Genomic DNA, 19,175 nt, shown 5'->3' with positions numbered 1-19,175 from the left:
GCGTACCGTGCATCCGATGCGCACCGCGCGTCCCCAGTGTCCCCGTGAGGAAAAGGCAGTAGCCGTGAGCAGCGTGATCGACTGGCAGCGGTCGGGCGAGTATTCCGACATCATCTACGAGACCGCGGAGGGCATCGCCAAGATCACGATCAACCGCCCCGAGCGGCACAACGCCTTCCGGCCCCAGACGCTCTTCGAGCTGCAGCAGGCCTTCAACATCGCCCGCGACGACGCCGAAGTCGGTGTGATCATCTTCACCGGCGCCGGCGACCAGGCGTTCTGCTCCGGCGGGGACCAGAAGATCCGCGGCGACGATGGTTACATGGGCGACGACGCCGTGGCCAAGCAGGGCATCGGCCGCCTCAACGTGCTCGACCTGCAGGTCCAGATCCGCCGCCTGCCAAAGCCGGTCATCTGCATGGTCGCCGGCTGGTCCATCGGCGGCGGCAACGTCCTCCAGGTGTGCTGCGACCTCACCATCGCCGCCGACAACGCCCGCTTCGGCCAGACCGGCCCCAAGGTCGGCTCCTTCGACGGTGGTTACGGCTCCTGGCTGCTCGCCGAGACCGTCGGCCTGAAGAAGGCCCGCGAGATCTGGTACCTGTGCCGCCAGTACGACGCGCAGGAGGCCCGCGAGATGGGCATGGTCAACACCGTCGTGCCCCTCGCCGACCTCGAGAAGGAGACGGTGCAGTGGGCGCGCGAGATGCTCGACAAGTCCCCGCTGGCCCTGCGCATGGTCAAGGGCGCCATCAACGCCGTCAGTGACGGTGCCGCGGGCATGCAGCAGTTCGCCGGTGACGCGACGATGCTCTACTACATGAGCGAGGAGGCCCAGGAGGGCCGCGACGCGTTCAAGGAGAAGCGCCGCCCCGAGTTCGACAAGTACCCGCGCCGCCCGTGAGCCGCCCGGTCCCGCCCCCGGCGGCCGGATCCGCCGGGGGGCGTGCGTACGCGATCGGCCTGCGCAACCGGTTCCGCGGGATCACCGTGCGCGAGGGGCTCCTCGTGCACGGTCCCGCCGGCTGGGGCGAGTTCTCCCCGTTCGCCGAGTACGGCCCCCGGGAGAGCTCGCGCTGGTGGCAGGCGTGCGTCGAGGCAGCCCACACCGGTTGGCCCGAGCCCGTGCGCACGACCGTCCCGGTCAACGTGACCGTGCCCGCCGTCGGGCCCGAACGCGCGGCGCAGATCGTGGCGTCCGGGGGCTGTGCCACCGCCAAGGTCAAGGTCGCCGAGAAGGGCCAGGACCCGGCCGAGGACCTCGCCCGCGTCGAGGCCGTCCGCGACGCCCTCGGCCCCGGGGGTCGGATCCGTGTGGACGCCAACGGGGCCTGGGACGCCGACACCGCCGTCTCCATGATCACCGAGCTGGACCGCTTCGGCCTGGAGTACGCCGAGCAGCCCTGCGCGAGCCTGGAGGAGCTGGCCCGCGTCCGCCGCCGCGTCGACGTGCCCGTGGCCGCCGACGAGTCGATCCGCAAGGCCGAGGACCCGCTCAAGGTCCGCGCCGCCGAGGCCGCCGACGTGGTCGTGCTCAAGGTCCAGCCCCTGGGCGGGGTCCGTCCGGCCCTGGAGATCGCCGAGGCCTGCGGGCTCCCGGTGGTCGTCTCCAGCGCCGTGGAGACCTCCGTCGGGATCGCCGCGGGTGTGGCCCTGGCCGCCGCCCTGCCCGAACTGCCCTACGCGTGCGGGCTCGCCACGGTCCAGATGCTCACCGGCGACGTCACCGCCGAACCGCTGCTGCCGGTCGACGGTGCCCTGCCGGTCCGCCCGGCCGCCGTCGACGAGGAACACCTGCGTGCGGTCGAGACCGACCCGGCCGGCTGGCGCGAGCGCGCCGAGGCCGCCAGGAAGGCGGGGCAGGGCCGCTGAGGCGGCCCCCGCGACGGGGACCGCGCCGGATCTCACAGCCGGGTCGGCTCGCACCGGGGCCGCCGAGCGGGTTGACTGGGAATTGGTACACACCTTGACGAACGAAAGCGTTGTGGATGAATCCGTCTACCGCCCTGGCGCGGGTCCTCGTTGACGAACTGGCCCGCTGCGGCCTGACCGAGGCCGTCGTCGCGCCCGGGTCGCGTTCGACTCCGCTCGCGCTCGCCCTGGTCGCCCACGGTGACATCAGGGTGCACGTGCGTGTCGACGAGCGCTCTGCCTCGTTCCTGGCCCTGGGGTTGGCGCGGGCCTCCCGCACCCCCGTGGCCGTGGTCTGTACCTCCGGCACCGCCGCCGCCAATTTCCATCCCGCCGTCATGGAGGCCGACGAGTCCGGTGTGCCACTGCTGGTGCTCACCGCCGACCGGCCCCCGGAACTGCGCGGCACCGGCGCCAACCAGACCGCCGACCAGATCGGCCTGTACGGCAGCGCCGTGCGCATGTTCGCCGAGGTCGGCACACCCGACCCGGTCCCGGGCATGGCCGCCTACTGGCGTTCGCTGACCGGCCGTGCATGGGCCTCGGCCCGCGGCGGCCGGCCCGGTCCCGTGCACCTCAACGTGGCCTTCCGCGAGCCCCTCACCCCCGACGAGGACGAGGGCCCGGAGTGGCCCGAGCCGCTGGACGGCCGCGAGGACGGAGGCCCGTGGACCGTGCGTCCGCAGCGCGCCCCCGAACCCGCGCCCTTCGAACTGCCCGACGCCGAGCGCGGCGTCATCGTGTGCGGCGACGGCGACTACGACCCGGTGCCCTTCCTGGCGCTGTCGGAGCTCACCGGGTGGCCGCTGCTGGCCGAGCCCACCTCCAACGCCCGCCGCACGGGCGCGGTCTCCACCTACCGTCAGTTGCTGGCCTCGCCCCGGTTCGCCGCCGAGCACACGCCCGACCTCGTCGTGAGCGTGGGGCGGCCCAACCTGTCCCGACAGGTCCTGGCCTACCTGAGGCGTGCACGCCGCCACGTCGTGGTCACCGCCGACGCGGTGGGCGATCCCTCCGCCCACCTGGCCGACTCCTTCTCCGACCCGACCCGGACCGCGACCGACGTGGTCGCGGCCGTGGCCCCGCCCGCCCGCACGCAGCAGGCGGGCCCCGCCGACACGGCGTGGTCACGATCGTGGCAGCGGGCCGAGAACGCGGCCCGTGCGGCCGTGGACGGGGTCCTGGACGCCGAGGAAACGCTCAGTGAACCCCGCCTGGCCCGCGACCTGGCCGCGCACCTGGATCCGGGTTCCCTGCTGTTCGCCGGATCCAGCATGCCCATCCGGGACCTCGACTCGACCATGGCGGCCCGCTGCGGCCTGCGCCTGGTCGGCAACCGCGGGGTCAGCGGCATCGACGGCACCGTCTCCACCGCCGTGGGCGCCGCCCTGTCCCACCAGCGCACGGGGGAGGGGCGCGCCTACGCGCTCCTGGGCGACCTGGCGATGATCCACGACCAGAACGGGCTCGTGATCGGCCCCGGCGAACCCCGCCCCGACCTGGCGATCGTGGTCGTCAACAACGACGGCGGCGGGATCTTCTCCGGTCTCGAACAGGCGGGCCACCCCGACTTCGAGCGGGTCTTCGGAACCCCGCACGGGCTGTCCATGGAACGCATCGCCGCCGTGGCCGACCTTCCCTACACACGCCTGGAGTGGGCCGGGGACCTGTCCAAGGCGCTCATGGGCGAGGGGCTGCGCATCATCGAGGTGTGCACCTCGCGCGCGGCCGGCGCCGACCTGCGCCGCCGCCTCCAGACGGCCGTCGACGAGGCCCTCGACCTGCTCGTGTGAGCGCCCCGGGGGCCTCGCCGCGGGCTCAGACCTGCGGGTCGACGTCGAAGAGTTCGGCGACGTCGTCCAGGACCTCGTGGGCCGAGATCACACCCACGCCCGACATCCAGTGCTCGTCGTCCACGTCGGTCTTCTGCCCTTCGAGCTGGTCCCACAGCGGGTTGGTGACGTAGCGCTCCTTCTCGTCGTCGACCTCGCCTGCCTCGCCGTCGTCGTAGGTGGCCACGACGATGTGCTCGGCCTCGAGCTCCAGCAACCGCTCGGGGCTGTGGTAAGTGGCGATGTCGTCGGCGTCGGTCTCGGTGTGCTCGCCGCCCGGGATGCCCAGGTCGTCGAGGATCACACCCACGTAGGACTCACGCGTGTACAGGCGCACCCCCTCGGCGTCCCCGGCGAAGCGCACCACCGACACCGTGGGGGCCTCGCCGCCGTGGTCCTCGGCGATCTCCTCGCCGATCGCGGCAGCACGGTCCTCGTACTCCCCGATCAGGCGCTCGGCCTCGTCCTCCTCACCCATCGCCTCAGCGGTCAGGCGGAGGTTGTCCTTCCACGACACGCCGACGTCCTCCGACATGACGGTGGGGGCGACCTCCGAGAACTGCTCGTACCCGTCGCCGTGGCGCACCTCGGCCGACAGGATCAGGTCGGGTTCGGCGGCGGCCACCAGCTCGGGATCGGTCTCCCAGAGCATGCCCACGGACGAGGCCCCCGAGGCGTCACCGTTGTTGTGTTCGCTCTCCAGAAGGTATTCGGGGAGGGTCTCCTCGTTGTCGGCGGGCTGGGTGTACCCCACGACCTCGCCGCCCAGGGCCAACGCGGCGTCCACGTACGTGGCGTCCAGGGGCAGGATCCGTTCGGGGGCGGCGGGGATCTCCGTCTCGCCCATGGCGTGCTCGACGGTGCGGGGGAAACCGGCCCCGCCCTCGTCGGGGCCGTCCCCGCCGTCCGGGCCGCTCGCTCCGCAGGAGGTGGCCAGCAGGACGCCGGAGGCCGCGGCCAGGACGGACAGGGCGCGGAAGCGCATCGGAACGGGGGTGTGCACGGTGGGGCTCCATGGGGGCGTGACGGGGTTCGAACCACCCGTGGACGGGTGTCTCAGCAGGGCGGATGACGTTCCTGGACAGACCGTGGCAAACTTAGGTCATTCAAGTGTGGCTAGGCAAACCTAACCCGGGTTGGCCTGGCCTTCGTCATGACGGGAGACACGAGTGAGCAGGACGACGGCGGTGTCCCCCGAGCCGCGGCCGCCGACCGTCCGCACCGACCGGGGCCGCGGCCGGACGGCGGGCATCCTCGCCCTGCTCGTGGCGGCCGTCGCCCTGGCCGCGACGGCGAGCGTCCTGGTCGGGGCACGGACCCTCGACCCCGCCACCGTGTGGCAGGCCCTGACCAGCGGGGCCGGCGCGGAGGCCGACACGATCGTGCACGAGATCCGCGTGCCCCGTACCGTCCTGGGGCTGCTCGCCGGCATCGCCCTCGGCCTCGGCGGCACCCTCATGCAGGGACACACCCGCAACCCCCTGGGCGACCCCAGCATCCTGGGGGTCACCTTCGGCGCCGCGCTGGCCGTGGTCGCCGCGATCCACTTCCTGGGCGTCACCGCACTGCACGCGCAGGCCTGGTTCGCCTTCGCCGGAGCCGGTGCGGCCGTGGTGTTCGTGCACGCCGTGGCCTCCGTGCCCGGGCGCGGACCCACACCCCTCACCCTCGCCCTGGCCGGCACCGCCGTGAGCTGGCTGGCCTACTCGGTGACCTCCGGGCTGGTGTTGCTCGACCAGTCCACGATGGAGAGCTTCCGCTTCTGGCGCGTGGGCTCCCTCGTCGGCCGCGACCCCTCGATCATCGGACCCATGGCCGTCGTGGTCCTGATCGGGGCGGTACTGGCCCTGGCCAACGCCCGGGCCCTCAACGCCCTCGCCCTCGGGGAGGACATCGCCCGGGGCCTGGGCTTCCGTGTCGCACGCGCCCGCCTGGTGGGAATGCTCGCCGTCACCCTGCTCACCGGAATCACGGTGGCCGCCTGCGGACCCATCGCCTTCGTCGGGCTGGTCGTGCCGCACCTGGCCCGGTCCCTGGTGGGCAGCGACCACCGCCTGCTGCTGCCCTGCTCGGCGCTCATGGGCGCGGCACTGCTGATGGTCGCCGACGTGGCCGGACGGTTCCTGGCCCCGCCCGGCGAACTCCAGGTCGGCGTGGTCCTGGCCTTGATCGGGGTCCCCTTCTTCATCCATGTCGTCCGCCGCCGGAGGCTGTTCGCCCTGTGACCCCGACCTTCGACCGGCCCGTCCTCCACACCCGGCGCGCGTTCACCGCGGGCCCCGTCGCCCTGCGCCTGCGTCCACGGCTGATCGGCACCTGCACGGCGGCGGCCCTGGTGCTGGTGGCACTGGTGGGCCTCAACCTCTCCCTCGGCACCGTGGTCCTGTCGCCGGCGACGGTGTGGGCCAACGTCGTCGGGCTCACCTACGACGACCACTTCACCGTCTGGCAGGTGCGCATGCCGCGCATCGTGGTGGGTGTGCTGGCCGGCGCCGCCCTGGCCGCGGCCGGAGCCATCACCCAGACGATCATGCGCAACCCGCTGGCCAGCCCGGACCTGCTCGGGGTCACCCACGGGGCCAGCGCCGGTGTCGTGGCCGTCCTGGCCCTGGGTGGCAGCTACGGCGCCGTCAGCGGCCCGCTCGCCCAGATCGGGGCCCCGGCCGTCGCGCTGCTGGGCGGGCTGGCGGCCGGGGCGCTGTGTTACGGGCTCGCCTGGAGGAGCGGGATCGACGGGTTCCGCCTCCTGCTCGTGGGCGTCGGCATCTCCACGGCCCTGATGAACGTGACGATCTGGATGCTCACCCTCGGGGAGGTCGACGACACCGGCCGGGCCATGGTCTGGATCGCCGGGAGCCTGAACATGCGTTCCTGGACCGATGCGCTGCCCGTGGCCGTCGCGCTGGTGCTGCTGCTTCCCCTCGCGCTCGTCGCCGCCCGCACCCTGGACGCGCTCTCCTTCGGCGAGGACGTCACGCGGGCTCTGGGCGTGCGGCTGGAGACCGCCCGTACCGCCGCGCTCGTGCTGGCGATCCTGCTCGCCGCCGCCGGTACCTCGGCGGCCGGCCCGATCCTGTTCGTGTCCCTGGCCGCGCCGCAGATCGCGCTGCGCCTGGCCAGCACCCCGCGGCCGCCCGTCCTGCTGTCGGCGCTGGTGGGCGCCGGGCTGGTCGCCACCGCCGACCTGATCGCGCGCACGTTCTTCGGTTCGGCCCAGATGCCCGTCGGCATCGTCACCGGGTGCCTCGGCGCCCTCTACCTCATCCACCTGCTCGTCCGCGGAAACCGAAAGGGGCAGGCGTGAAGACACCACCCGCCCACCTCGACAGTCCGGCCGGAACCCCCGCCGCACGGTTGAGCGCCCGGGGGCTGACCCTGGCCTACGACGACCACACGGTGGTGGACTCCCTCGACCTCGACGTCGTCGAGAACACCGTCACGTGCGTGGTCGGCCCCAACGGCTGCGGGAAGTCCACCCTGCTGCGGGCGCTCGGGCGCCTCATGCGGCCCCGGGCGGGATCGGTCGAACTCGACGGCCGCGACATCCACCGTGTGCCGACCCGCAGTGTGGCCCAGGTGCTGGGGATCCTGCCGCAGCAGCCGACGGCCCCCGACGGCCTCACCGTCGGCGACCTCGTCGCCCGCGGGCGCCACCCCGCGCAGAAGTGGTACCGCCAGTGGGCCGCCGAGGACCGCACGGTCGTGCAGGGGGCCCTGGAACGCACCGGCCTCGCCGAACTCGCAGACACCCCGCTGCAGGAGCTCTCCGGCGGACAGCGCCAGCGGGCCTGGATCTCGATGGTCCTGGCCCAGGGCACCGACCTGCTCCTGCTCGACGAACCCACGACCTTCCTCGACCTCGTCCACCAGATCGACGTCCTGGACCTGGTGCGCGACCTGAACCGCAGCGGCGGCCGCACCGTGGTCATGGTCCTGCACGACCTCAACCTGGCCGCGCGCTACGCCGACACCGTGGTCGTCATGCGCAGCGGCACGGTCCTGGCCTGCGGGCCGCCCGCCGAGGTGTTCACCCCCGAGCTGCTGCGCGAGGCCTTCGACCTGGAGGCCGTCGTCACGGCCGACCCCGTCTCCGGCGGTCCGCTCATCGTCCCGGTCGGCCGCGCCGGGGGAGGGGCCTGACCGGACACCGTGCGACCGGGGGAAGGGTCAGCCGTCGGAAGCGGGAAGGTACGCGGGGTCGGTCAGCCGGAGCAGCAGCTCGGCCGTGACGTAGCGGATCTTCCCCAGCGGGGTGCGCGGGTCGTAGCCGAGGGCGCGGGTCAGTGCCTCGTGCCGGGCCTGCACGGTCGAGTGGTGGGTGCCCAGGGCGGCCGCCGCCGAGCGCATGCTCTCGGACTCGACGAGCACCCGGAGGATGTGCGCCGCGCGCGGGTCGAGGCGGGCGAGAGCCACGACGTCCTCGTGCGGAGACCGCGGGTCGTGACCCCGCGCGACCAGCAGCAGCCCGCCCAGGTAGGACGCGTCGACCACGGGGTCGGTCCCGTCGGCCAGACGCAGGGCGACGACCGCCGCCTCCCAGGACTCCGGTGCCCGGTCGGCGCGCACTCGTGTGCCGAGGCCGGCGGGACCGGCCGGGGACACCGCCTCGCCCGGGGCGGAGGGATCGGCGGTGTCGAGGGTGGCGCGCAGGAGCCCGTACGGGGTCGGCACGGTCGCGGTCGGCGCCCCGAACTCGGGGGCGTCGGCGGGCGTCGCGATGATCCGCACCGGTGACGCGGCACGGAGGTGGAGCCGGGCCAGGACCTTCGTCCGCTCCGCGACCGGACTCTCCGCGTCGATGACCGTTTCCAGGCCACCGGCGGGGCGGCGGCGCGCTTCGAGCAACTCGACGCCCAGCGCGAGGCGCTCCACGATCATCTCGTCGTCCGCGAGCGCGTCGCCGCCCCGTTCCAGCCACACCGACCAGCCCTCACCGGACCGTCGGGAGGAGCACCGGGCGCCGGGTGCGTCGTCCGGTACACCTCCCTCGGGTCCGCGCCGGCTCACCCGCCCGCGGACCTCGGCACCGGCCACAGTCCCCGAAAGAACGGCCGCGCCCCGCAGCAGTCCGTCGACGCCGGCGCCGCGCTTGAGGAGCACATCGAAGTACTCCACGATCCTCAGGGATTCACTCGCCTCCGGATCGACGGACCTCAGGTGGCCGACCAGCCGCTCCATCGGTGCTCCTTCGCCGCTTCCGCACAGTCTAGTGACCCGCCGCGACGGGCCTCAGGCGCCGAGGAGGCGGGCCACCCAGGAGTTCCGGGCCTCCGTCATGGCGTGCGCGAGCGCGGTGTGCGGGGCGGCCAGGTCGAAGCCGTGGAAGCCGCCGGGCCAGACGTGGAGTTCGGCCTGGACGCCGTCGCGCCAGAGCGCGCTCGCGTAGGCCACGTCCTCGTCCCGGAAGACCTCGGCGGATCCGCAGTCGATGAACGCGGGAGGCAGCCCCGACAGGTCGGTCGCACGGGCGGGGGCGGCGTAGACGGAGACCTCGTCGGTCCTGCGGCGCTCACCGAGCAGCGCCGTCCAGCCCATGGTGTTACTGGCCCGGTCCCACAGGCCCACCCCCTCCATCTGGGCCGACGAGACCGTCCGGTCGCGGTCGTCGAGCATCGGGTACATGAGCATCTGCCCGGCCAGGGCCGGTCCGCGCCGATCACGCGCCATCAGGGTGACGCCGGCTGCGAGGCCGCCGCCCGCGCTCGCGCCGGCGATGAGCAGGCGCTCGGGGTCGATGCCGAGTTCGGCGGCGTGTTCGGCGGTCCACAGCAGTCCGGCGTAGCAGTCCTCGACCGGGTAGGGGTCGGGGAACTCGGGGGCCAGCCGGTACTCGACGGTGACCATGACGGCGTCGTGCTCGACCACCCAAGGGATGACCTGGGTCAGTGCCGAGAACCGGTCGCCCGAGACCATGCCGCCGCCGTGTGTGTGGAAGATGCCGGGGCCGGGCCCCCGGTGGTCCCGGCGCTTGATGACCGAGACGGTGATGTCGTCGCCCAGATGCCCGGGGACCGTGACGTCCCGGCGGGTCAGCCCGGCTTCGGCGAGAACCTCGTCGGAGGTCTGCGCCGGCGCGGCCTGTCGCAGCTGCGGAATCATGTCTGCGGTCAGGGTCGGCGGGATCTGGTCGGCGAGCGCCGCGAGCACGGCCTCGAGTTCGGCGTCGAACGGTGGGCGCGGGAAAGCAGACAACACGGGCTCCTTCGTTCGGTTTTTCAGGGCGTCGATCAGCTGTTCCGGATGAGGATCTTGTTGCCGACCCCGTTGCGCAGCGAGTGGAGAGCGTCGTGCAGTTCGTCGAACGCCATCTCCTGGACCCACCCGGTGGTGTCGTACTGTCCGCGGCCCATCGCGGTGATGACGGCGTCGAACTCCTCGGCGCTGTAACCGACCGCTCCGACGATCTCCGTCTCGGCCATCATCAGGTGCGTGGGCTGGATCTCTGCCGGTTGTTCATAGAATCCGGCCACCACCAGGCGGCCTCCGGGAACGAGGCCGGCCACCGCTGAGGACACCGCTGCTCCTGCGCCTGCCGCGTCCACCGCGGCGTCCACCCCTTCCCCGTCGGTGAGCTCGGCGACGGCCGCCGCGAGATCCTCGTTGGCAGGGTCCACCACGGTCGCGCCCAGAGCGGCGACGGCGGCGCGGCGCTCCGGGTTCGGCTCCGACACGAGGACCCGGTCGACCCCGCGGGCCTTGAGCGCGAACCACGAGCCGATCCCGATCGGTCCGGCGCCGGCGACGAGCGCCGTGCCGCCCGCCTCGACCCCGCTGCGTTCGACCGCGTGCCAGCCGACCGCCATGGGTTCGACGAGCGCGCCCATCCGAAGGTCCACGTTCTCCGGGAGAACGTGCAGGAGTGAGGCGTCGAACGTCACGAACTCCGAGAGACCGCCGCCGGGGGCGGTCGCACCGAGGGAACCCATCAGGCGGCAGATGAACGGCAGCCCCCTGCGGCACGGCGTGCACTCGCCACAGGAAACGCACATCGGGTAGACGGCGCCCCGGTCACCGACCCGCACGCCGTTCACGCCTTCGCCGACCTCGACGACCGTGCCCGCGAACTCGTGCCCGAGCGTCTGCGGTAGCTGCGCGCCGGTCAGCGGGTGCGGGTTGTCCAGATCGAACGGCAGGGACTCGGGACAGAAGTAGTAGTGCAGGTCGGAGCCGCAGATGCCGGTGAAGGCGGTGCGCAGTTTCACCTGCCCGGGGCCGGGACTGGGTTCGGGGACCTCCTCCACGCGGAGGTCTTCTTTGCCGTGGAACCGTGCTGCTCTCATGGTGTGCTTCCTGAGGTCGTGGTGAAGGTCTGTCGTGTCCGCTGCTCGGGCCGTCATGCGCCGAACAGGCGGGCCACCCAGGCGTCGCGCGCGGCGGTCGCCGCCTGGGACACGGCGGCCTGCGGGGCGAGCATGTCGAAGCCGTGGAAGCCGCCGGGCCAGACGTGGAGTTCGGCCTGGACGCCGTCGCGCCAGAGCGCGCTCGCGTAGGCGACGTCCTCGTCCCGGAAGACCTCGGCGGATCCGCAGTCGATGAACGCCGGCGGCAGACCGGAGAGGTCGGTCGCCCGGGCAGGGGCGGCGTAGACCGACACCTCGTCGGTCCCGCGGCGCTCACCGAGCAGGGCGTTCCACCCGGTCCGATTGCTGGAGCGCACCCACGTGCCCTCATCCGGGTACTGAGCCGTCGACACCGGCGTGTCGCGGTCGTCGATCATCGGACAAATGAGCAGCTGGCCGAGCAGCCGCGGGCCGTTGCGGTCACGCGCCATCAGGGTGACGCCGGCTGCGAGGCCGCCGCCCGCGCTCGCGCCGGCGATGAGCAGGCGCTCGGGGTCGATGCCGAGTTCGGCGGCGTGTGCTGCGGTCCACCGGAGCCCGGCGTAGCAGTCCTCGACCGGGTAGGGGTCGGGGAACTCGGGGGCCAGCCGGTACTCGACCGTGACGACGACGGCGTCGTGCTCGACGATCCACGGCAGGAGCTGTTGCACGCCCACCATGCGGTCCCCGGTGATCATGCCGCCGCCGTGCGTGTGGAAGATCCCGGGGCCGGTCCCGGTCCGGCCCGCTCGCTCGAGCACCGAGACGGTGATCTCGTCGCCGTTGTACCCCGCGATGGCCAGGTCCCTGCGGGTGATGCCGACGTCGGCCAGAGCGTCGTCGGAGAGGTCCAACGGGGTCCCGCGTGAACGCATCGCGGAGATGGTCTCGGGCGTCACCGGTTCCAGTTGGTCGGCGATGGCGGCGAGGGCCACCGCGGCCTCGCGGTCGAACGGCGGGCGGACGGGCACTTCTGTCATCGGAACTCCTCAGCGGCGCGCGACCACGGGGACCGCGCCTCATCGTTTCGGCGGTGGTCCCCATCGTCGAGTGGTCGGGGGTCGGCCGACCACCGCCGATCGCGGCGGATTCCGGCCCTGCTCTCCGCCGTTCGCGCGCGCCCGGCAGCGGGACAGCGGTGTGCCCCTGCGGTGGGAGGACGAGTTCGAGCGTTCCCGAGGCCGATGTTGGCGCGGCTTCTGGAAGTCGGCAGGGGGGTAGGCAAGGATCACCCCGGGGCCTACGGTGTGTGAGCTCGCAACGGTCCGGAGTGATGAGCACGAGTCGTGTGTGGGAGTTGTGTCCGCGTTCACCCGGTTTTCACCGGACCGAGTGGAGCTTCGGCCAAGGTCGTAGTCGACCAGGCAGAGGTCCCCCTGCCCGTCAGTCTCCGTGCCCCCACCGGAGCCCGTACCCGGCCGAGGGCGTGGAGAGCCACGATCCACGAGGAGAACGAGTGCCCGAATCCGCGCCCCGCCGCCGACTGCTGCCCCTGTTCGCAGAGGTCGGGGGCGGCCGTTCCCCCAAGACCTGCCAGTACCGGTGCGGCAACGCCTGTTTCCACCCCGCGCCCAACAAGAGCGACAACCCCTACTTCGGTGACATCTTCCGTGCGGTGCTCTCCCGCCGGACCGCCCTGCAGGGCGCGGCCGTCACCACCGGTGCGGGTGCTCTGGGCCTCTCCTCGGCCGGGTCGGCCGCCGCGAACGAGCGGAACCACCCCTCGCCGCGGCCCACGTTCGAGGCCGTCCAGCCCAACACCGACGACGTGGTGACGGTCCCGCCGAACTACGACCACCACGTCGTCATCAGGTGGGGCGACCCGGTCCTGCCCGGCGCCCCGGAGTTCGATTTCGAGAACCAGACCGGTGAGGCCCAGGAGCAGCAGTTCGGTTACAACTGCGACTACGTCGGCTTCCACCAGCTCGATGACGACCACGGCCTGCTCTGGGTGAACCACGAGTACACCAACGAAGAGCTCATGTTCGCCGGGTACACCGACGGCAACGACGCGGACCTGGAGCAGATCAAGGTCGCCATCGCCGCGCACGGCGGGTCGATCCTCGAGCTGGAGCGCCAGAACGGCACCGGCGAGTGGCGCCTGGCCGGGGGCGATCGGCCCTTCAACCGCCGCATCACCGGCAACACCCCGTTCCGGATCTCCGGGCCGGCCGCCGGACACGAGCTCCTGCGCACCGAGGCCGACCCGGAGGGCGTCGAGGCCCTGGGCACCCTCAACAACTGCGCCGGCGGTTACACGCCCTGGGGCACGTTCCTGAGCGGCGAGGAGAACTGCGACCAGTACTTCGTGGGCGGCGACCAGGTCGCCGAGGAGGACCGCGAGGCCCTGGCCCGCTACTCCATCGAGGTCGAGGGCGACACCTACGTGGGCCGCCGCTTCGACCGGGTCGAGGAACGCTTCGACCTGGCCAAGCACCCCCACGAGGCCAACCGCTTCTACTGGGTCGTGGAGATCGACCCCACCGACCCCGAGTCGAAGCCGACCAAGCGCACCATGCTCGGCCGCTTCAAGCACGAGGGCGCCACCACCGCCATCACCTCCGACGGGCGTGTGGCCGTGTACATGGGCGACGACGAGCGCTTCGAGTACATCTACAAGTTCGTCAGCGCCAAGCAGTACGTGAAGGGCTCGCGCAAGCACAACATGAGCCTGCTCGACACCGGGACCCTCTACGTGGGCCGCCTGACCGGCAACAGCCCCGAGGAGGAGATCGACGGGACCGGAACCCTGCCCAGCGACGGCGAGTTCGACGGCAGGGGCGAGTGGGTGCCGCTGGCCAGCAACACCGAGAGCTTCGTGGACGGCTTCACCCTCGAGGAGGTGCTCATCCACACCCGGTTGGCCGCCGACGCCGTGGGCGCCACCAAGATGGACCGCCCCGAGGACTTCGAGCCCAGCCCGGTGACCGGCAAGGTCTACTGCTGCCTGACCAACAACGACGCCCGCGAGCCCGGCCAGGCCGACGAGCCCAACCCGCGCGGACCCAACAAGCACGGCCACATCCTGGAGGTCGTCGAGGACCGCAACGACGCCGGCGCGGAGTCCTTCACCTGGAACGTGCCCATCGTCTGCGGCGACCCCGAGGACGAGAGCACCTACTTCGCCGGCTACGACAAGTCGAAGGTCATGCCCATCTCGGCGCCCGACAACGTCACCTTCGACAAGGACGGCAACCTCTGGGTAGCCACCGACGGACAGCCCTCGGCGCTGGAGATCAACGACGGCCTGCACGTGGTCCCGGTGGAGGGGCGCTTCCGCGGCGAGCTGCGCACCTTCGCGACCGTCCCGGTCGAGGCCGAGTGCTGCGGGCCGCTCATCACCGAGGACAACAAGACCGCCTTCATCGCCCCGCAGCACCCGGGCGAGAACGGCACCGTCGAGGAGCCCACCAGCACCTGGCCCGACGGCGACTTCGCGCGCCCGTCCGTGGTGTGCATCTGGCACACGCAGGGGCGTGACGTCGGCACGGCCTGACCGGCCGCTCCACAGATCACCGGCACCGGCGTCCGTCGTGGGGGACTCCGGTGCCGGTTCGTGTGTACGGGGCCGGGGCTCAGCCGGTCCTGCGCCGGGCCCGCTCCCGCGCCGCGTCGTGGGCCCGGCGCACCAGCTCGAGCAGCATCGGGGTGGTCCCCGGCCCCGGGTCGACCACCGCGATCCAGCCCTGGTCGGCGTAGAGGGGGTGGGGCAGGAGCACGTCCGCCGCACCGAAGTCGTGCCCGCCGCCCTGCTCGGGGTCGGTGACCAGCTCTGCGAAGGCCTTCTTGCCGACGTGGACGTTGATGCGCCACCGGCCCGGCGCGTCCAACCCGGACCCCGTGTCACCGGGGTAGTCCTTGGTCACGAACGTGGCGTACGGCTGGCCGTTCGGGACCTTCCCGTCGGGTGCGTAGTAGAAGAAGTGGTCACCCCACGCGATCTCCGGGAACCCGCTGCCCTCGGTCGGGGCGAGTTCGAGGACACTGTCGAAGGAACGGACCGTGTCGAGGAATTGCTGCATACTCATGATTGAAGTGTGCGGTTGAAGTGCTAATGGAGGGTTGACCGGTGCCTCCCACGGATCCCCGCCCCGGCGCAGGCCTGACGACGTCCGCGGTCGCTGCGGCCGCCGGGTACTCCGTGCAGCAGGTCCGCGACCTCGAGGCCCTCGGAACCCTGCCGCCCGCGAGCCGCGCGGCCAACGGCTACCGCGTGTTCACCCGGGACCACGTGCGTGTGCTGCGCGCCTACCGCGACCTGGCCCTCGCGGTCGGACCCGTCCGTGCCCGCAGCGCGCTGCGCGACGTGCGCACCCTGCCGGGGGAGGAGGCGTTGGCGCTGCTCAGCTCCCTGCACGTCGGCCTGGTCCGGGAGCGGCAGGAGGCACTGGACGCACGGGCGGCCCTGCTGGCGATCCGGGAGGAGTCCTTCGCCGACCCCGCCCCGAGCAACGAGGACACCATGACGATCACCGAGCTCGCCGGGGCGATCGGTGTGCGGACCTCGACCCTGCGCTTCTGGGAGAAGGAGGGGCTCGTCGTGCCCGAGCGGGTCGAAGGCCGTGCGGGCGCGGCCCGGCGCTACCCGCTCGCGGCGATACGGGAGGCCAGGATCACCGCCGCGCTCAGAGCGGCCGGCTACCGCGTCCCCGAGGTGCGGGACACGATGGCCGCCCTCCGGGGGCTGTACCGGTCGGGGGACCGCCTCGACACGGAGGGCCCGCTCGTCGCGTTGGACGAACGGGTCGGTTCGATCGCACGGAGGATGTCGGCGCTGTTGCGGGCGGGCGCGGAACTCGCCGGCCTCACGCGGGCGGTTCGGTGAGCGCCTCACGCATGACACGGAACTTCGACTCGGTCTCGGCCAGCTCGGAGTCCGGGTCGGAACCGGCGACGATCCCGCCCCCGGCGTACAGGCGTGCGTTGCGCCCCTCCACCCGTGCGCAGCGCAGCGCGATGCCCCACTCGGCGTTGCCCGCGCCGTCGACCCAGCCGACCGGGCCGGCGTAACCGCCGCGGTCCATCCCCTCGACCTCGGCGATCAGGCGCATCGCGGTCTCCGTCGGTGTGCCCCCCACGGCGGCCGTGGGGTGCAGGGCGGCCACGGCGTCCAGGGCCGAGACCCCGTCGGCGAGCCGGGCGCGCACGGGCGTGGCCAGGTGCTGGACGTTGGCCAGCCGCAGCAGGTGCGGGGTACCGGGCACGTCGAGCTCCTCGGCCAGCGGGCCCAGCGCGGTGCGCAGCGACTCCACGGCCAGGTGGTGCTCGCGGTCGTCCTTGGCCGAGGCCATGAGGTCCTCGCCCAGCGCCCGGTCGGCCTCCTCGTCGTCGCCGCGCGGACGTGTCCCGGCCAGCACCAGCGAGGTCAGGCGGTCGCCCTCCCGGCGCAGCAGGAGCTCGGGGGTGGCCCCGACCATGCCGTCCACGGAGAAGGTGAAGCAGCTCGGGAAGCGCAGGCGCAGCCGTTCCAGGAGCACCCGGACGTCGATGGGCCCGTCGGTGGCGGCGACGGCGTCGCGGGCCAGGACCGCCTTGTCCAGCCGGCCGTCGCGGATGCGGGAGACGGTGTGCGCGACCGCGCCCTTCCACTGCTCCGGGGTCAGTGAGCCGTCCCGCCAGGTGACCGGCCCGATGGGGCGGGCGGGGGAGCGGCTGTGGACGAGCTCGGGCGGGTGGGTTCCCGGGGTGTCCGTGACCGTGGTCAGCCAGGTGCGCCCGTCCTTGCGGCCCACGAGCACCCGCGGGACCACCAGCGCCGTCCCGGGCGAGGTCGGGGCGAAGGTGAAGGTCCCGAAGGCGACCGGTCCGGTCCCGGGCAGGCCGACCTCGTCCCGGACGTCGGCACCGGCGACCAGACCCTCGATCCAGCGGGCAGCGTCGGAGAAGCGTGCGGTGTCGGTGGGGGAGGTGCCCTCCGGGCGGGGCCCCAGGTCCAGGCGTACCGCCTCGCCCCAGCCCACGAGGCCGTCCTCCCCGGAGAGCCAGGCCAGGGGTGCCCCGGCGGGCAGGTGGTTCACCAGGCTCTCGGCGCGGCCGCGCAGTTCGACGGTGCGGACGGCGAGCTCGGGTGGGGTCAGGGCGGAGTTCACGGCATCCGAGTCTAGGACGTCGTTCGGGAGGGTGTGTCCGGTTCGGCCGGGGCCCGAGGTGCCGCGGTCCCCGTCGGGCGCGCGTCCGTGCTGAACCGTGGGAGAGGTCCGGTTGACCCCCGGCGGGGATACAGGTACCCAGAACCCCTGTGGTTGCGCGGATTGTGTGTCATGCGCAAAGATTCCCGATGCCGTCGCCGTGCGACGTTGTCCACATTAAACCTGGATCGATACGGAATCTTGACATCTTGTCCTACTCTTGGTCGCGGCGTGGCGCCAGGGGGACGGCGGCATGCGAGACCACCTCTCGGAGGAGACTGATCAATGGGTTCTGTGGCACGGTCGTCCAAGACCCCGCCGCGCGCCGTGACGTGGTGGGGTGCGGCTGCAGCCGCCACCACCGTGCTGCTCTCGGGCTGCTCCGTCGGCCGGGACGACGACCCGCAGGACACCTCCGGCGACCAGGCGGCCCCCTCCGTGGCGTGCGAGGCCGGGCAGGACAAGCGCGACATGCGCGGCGCCTGGCTGACCACCGTGCGCAACATCGACTGGCCCTCCGAGCCCGGACTGTCCGAGCAGGAACAGAAGGACGAGCTCGACGCGTGGCTCGACGACGCCGTCGACATGAACCTCAACTCCGTGTTCCTGCACGCGCGCCCCACCGCCGACGCCGTCTACGACTCCGACATGGAGCCGTGGGCGCGCTACCTCACCGGTGAACAGGGCGGGGACCCCGGCTACGACCCGCTCGAGTACGCCGTCGAGCAGGCGCATGAGCGCGGCCTGGAGATGCACGCCTGGTTCAACCCCTACCGGATCGGCCACCTCGAGCCGGACCTGGAGGACCTCACCGACGACCACCCGGTCAGCCAGAACCCCGAGTGGCTCGTCGAACACGGCAACGAGGCCTACGTCGACCCCGGCAACCCCGAGGTCCGCGAGTGGGTCACCGGCGTGATCATGGACGTCGTCGAGCGCTACGACGTCGACGGCATGCACTTCGACGACTTCTTCTACCCCTACCCGGTCGAGGGCGAGGAGTTCGACGACGACGCCATGTGGGAGGCCCACGGCGGCGACTTCGACCAGCGTGAGGACTGGCGGCGCGACAATGTCGACCAGCTCATGCGCGACGTGCACGGGCAGATCCAGGAGACCAAGCCCTGGGTGAGCTTCGGCGTTTCCCCGTTCGGTATCTGGCGCAACGACTCCACCGACGACACCGGATCGCCCAGCGCGGGCCTGCAGTCCTACGACGACCAGTTCGCCGACACCCGGACCTGGATCGAGGAGGGAACCGTCGACTACGTCGCCCCGCAGCTGTACTGGGAGCGGGGCTTCGAGACGGCCGACTACGAGCAGATGACCGACTGGTGGGCGAACGAGGTCGAGGGCACCGACGTCGAGCTCTACATCGGCCAGGGCGCCTACCGCCTGGGCAGCGACGACTGGAGCGAGGACGACGCCCTGAGCTCCCAGCTCGACTACTCGTCCGAGAACGAGCAGGTCGGCGGCGACATCTACTTCTCCATCAAGAACCTGCGCGAGAACGAGGCCGCCGTCGGCGAGCTCCTGGACTCGCACTACGCCCAGCCGGCGCTGCCCCCGCAGGTGGACTCCGGCCAGGACGAACCGCAGGTCGGTGCCGTCCAGGGGCTGGACGCCACCGTCGAGGACGGCACCGCCCAGGTGACCTGGGACGAGGACGAGGACGCCCGCTTCTACGCCGTCTACCGCCTGACCGAGGAGGCCGTCGAGGCCGCGGCCGGCGGTGACCCCGAGGAACAGTGCGCCGCCCTCACCCCGGAGAACCTGGTCGAGGTCACCGGGAAGACCGAGCTGGCCGACGGCGGTGCCGACGACGAGACCGCCGGTTACGTGGTCACCGCGCTCGACGACTACCGGGCCGAGGGCCCGGTCGGCGAGGTCGTGGACGTGCGCGGCTGACGACCGGGACCCAGGTCCCCGTGGCCCAGCAGGAGGGGCCGTACCCGTCACCGGGTGCGGCCCCTCCGTCGTGCGCG

The 19,175-nt window shown here is 72.4% G+C and carries 16 protein-coding genes; 9 read left to right on the top strand and 7 right to left on the bottom strand.

All coding sequences use genetic code 11. The features are described 5' to 3' along the window. Positions 1-64: 64 nt before the first annotated feature. The 3 genes from menB to menD all read left to right on the top strand — a co-directional run bounded on the left by menB (position 65) and on the right by menD (position 3,704). Entirely contained in the window at positions 65-904 is an 840-nt protein-coding gene (gene menB / locus IDM40_RS17805) for a 1,4-dihydroxy-2-naphthoyl-CoA synthase (RefSeq protein ID WP_193123139.1), read from the top strand. After that, positions 901-1,872 carry an o-succinylbenzoate synthase gene (locus IDM40_RS17800; RefSeq protein WP_193123138.1) on the top strand — a complete coding sequence of 324 codons (972 nt, stop codon included), beginning with the start codon at positions 901-903 and terminating at the stop codon, positions 1,870-1,872. Before menB ends, IDM40_RS17800 begins: the two co-directional genes overlap by 4 nt. Before the next feature lie 116 nt (positions 1,873-1,988). Beyond that, positions 1,989-3,704 (top strand): 2-succinyl-5-enolpyruvyl-6-hydroxy-3-cyclohexene-1-carboxylic-acid synthase, encoded by a 1,716-nt coding sequence (gene menD, locus IDM40_RS17795; protein ID WP_193123137.1) that lies wholly within the window; start codon positions 1,989-1,991, stop codon positions 3,702-3,704. A 25-nt stretch (positions 3,705-3,729) separates the two neighbouring features. Here menD and IDM40_RS17790 read toward each other — a convergent pair whose 3' ends face one another. Further along, positions 3,730-4,746: an ABC transporter substrate-binding protein gene (locus IDM40_RS17790; RefSeq protein ID WP_328807051.1), complete on the bottom strand. Its 1,017-nt coding sequence runs from the start codon at positions 4,744-4,746 to the stop codon at positions 3,730-3,732. A 166-nt stretch (positions 4,747-4,912) separates the two neighbouring features. Here IDM40_RS17790 and IDM40_RS17785 point away from each other — a divergent pair, with 166 nt between their 5' ends. Genes IDM40_RS17785 through IDM40_RS17775 form a run of 3 tightly spaced genes read left to right on the top strand, consistent with a single transcriptional unit; the run spans position 4,913 to position 7,883 of the window. Continuing rightward, positions 4,913-5,968 carry a FecCD family ABC transporter permease gene (locus IDM40_RS17785; RefSeq protein WP_193123136.1) on the top strand — a complete coding sequence of 352 codons (1,056 nt, stop codon included), beginning with the start codon at positions 4,913-4,915 and terminating at the stop codon, positions 5,966-5,968. Continuing rightward, positions 5,965-7,047, top strand: coding sequence for a FecCD family ABC transporter permease (locus tag IDM40_RS17780; protein ID WP_193123135.1), 1,083 nt, complete (start codon positions 5,965-5,967; stop codon positions 7,045-7,047). Before IDM40_RS17785 ends, IDM40_RS17780 begins: the two co-directional genes overlap by 4 nt. Next, positions 7,044-7,883, top strand: coding sequence for an ABC transporter ATP-binding protein (locus tag IDM40_RS17775; RefSeq protein WP_193123134.1), 840 nt, complete (start codon positions 7,044-7,046; stop codon positions 7,881-7,883). Before IDM40_RS17780 ends, IDM40_RS17775 begins: the two co-directional genes overlap by 4 nt. Before the next feature lie 27 nt (positions 7,884-7,910). Here IDM40_RS17775 and IDM40_RS17770 read toward each other — a convergent pair whose 3' ends face one another. The 4 genes from IDM40_RS17770 to IDM40_RS17755 are packed head-to-tail and all read right to left on the bottom strand — an operon-like array spanning position 7,911 to position 12,042. Beyond that, positions 7,911-8,921 carry a hypothetical protein gene (locus IDM40_RS17770; RefSeq protein ID WP_193123133.1) on the bottom strand — a complete coding sequence of 337 codons (1,011 nt, stop codon included), beginning with the start codon at positions 8,919-8,921 and terminating at the stop codon, positions 7,911-7,913. Positions 8,922-8,972: 51 nt separating this feature from the next. Next, positions 8,973-9,938: an alpha/beta hydrolase gene (locus IDM40_RS17765; RefSeq protein WP_193123132.1), complete on the bottom strand. Its 966-nt coding sequence runs from the start codon at positions 9,936-9,938 to the stop codon at positions 8,973-8,975. A gap of 32 nt (positions 9,939-9,970) precedes the next feature. Continuing rightward, the gene (locus IDM40_RS17760) at positions 9,971-11,023 is read right to left on the bottom strand and encodes a zinc-binding dehydrogenase (RefSeq protein ID WP_193123131.1); all 1,053 of its coding nucleotides are present in this window, start codon (positions 11,021-11,023) and stop codon (positions 9,971-9,973) included. Between the two features lie 53 nt (positions 11,024-11,076). Further along, positions 11,077-12,042: an alpha/beta hydrolase gene (locus IDM40_RS17755; protein ID WP_193123130.1), complete on the bottom strand. Its 966-nt coding sequence runs from the start codon at positions 12,040-12,042 to the stop codon at positions 11,077-11,079. 476 nt (positions 12,043-12,518) lie between these two features. Between IDM40_RS17755 and IDM40_RS17750 the strand changes: the two genes are divergently transcribed. After that, entirely contained in the window at positions 12,519-14,558 is a 2,040-nt protein-coding gene (locus IDM40_RS17750; protein WP_193123129.1) for a PhoX family protein, read from the top strand. Between the two features lie 79 nt (positions 14,559-14,637). On the opposite strand, the gene IDM40_RS17745 is transcribed toward IDM40_RS17750, so the two are convergent. Then, positions 14,638-15,090, bottom strand: coding sequence for a DUF6194 family protein (locus IDM40_RS17745; protein ID WP_328807050.1), 453 nt, complete (start codon positions 15,088-15,090; stop codon positions 14,638-14,640). A gap of 41 nt (positions 15,091-15,131) precedes the next feature. Here IDM40_RS17745 and IDM40_RS17740 point away from each other — a divergent pair, with 41 nt between their 5' ends. Further along, a complete protein-coding gene (locus tag IDM40_RS17740; protein ID WP_328807049.1) occupies positions 15,132-15,887 on the top strand; it encodes a MerR family transcriptional regulator in 756 nt (251 codons plus the stop codon). On the opposite strand, the gene IDM40_RS17735 is transcribed toward IDM40_RS17740, so the two are convergent. Continuing rightward, positions 15,868-17,151 (bottom strand): isochorismate synthase, encoded by a 1,284-nt coding sequence (locus tag IDM40_RS17735; RefSeq protein WP_193123128.1) that lies wholly within the window; start codon positions 17,149-17,151, stop codon positions 15,868-15,870. The two genes, IDM40_RS17740 and IDM40_RS17735, sit on opposite strands and share 20 nt — an antisense overlap. A gap of 324 nt (positions 17,152-17,475) precedes the next feature. Here IDM40_RS17735 and IDM40_RS17730 point away from each other — a divergent pair, with 324 nt between their 5' ends. Continuing rightward, positions 17,476-19,098: a glycoside hydrolase family 10 protein gene (locus IDM40_RS17730; RefSeq protein WP_193123127.1), complete on the top strand. Its 1,623-nt coding sequence runs from the start codon at positions 17,476-17,478 to the stop codon at positions 19,096-19,098. Positions 19,099-19,175 lie beyond the last annotated feature (77 nt).

The organism is Nocardiopsis coralli, assembly GCF_014892575.1.
Taxonomy (GTDB): Bacteria; Actinomycetota; Actinomycetes; order Streptosporangiales; family Streptosporangiaceae; genus Nocardiopsis; species Nocardiopsis coralli.
The sequence above is the reverse complement of the archived record's forward strand: the minus strand, read 5'-3'. Positions and strand labels throughout refer to the sequence as shown.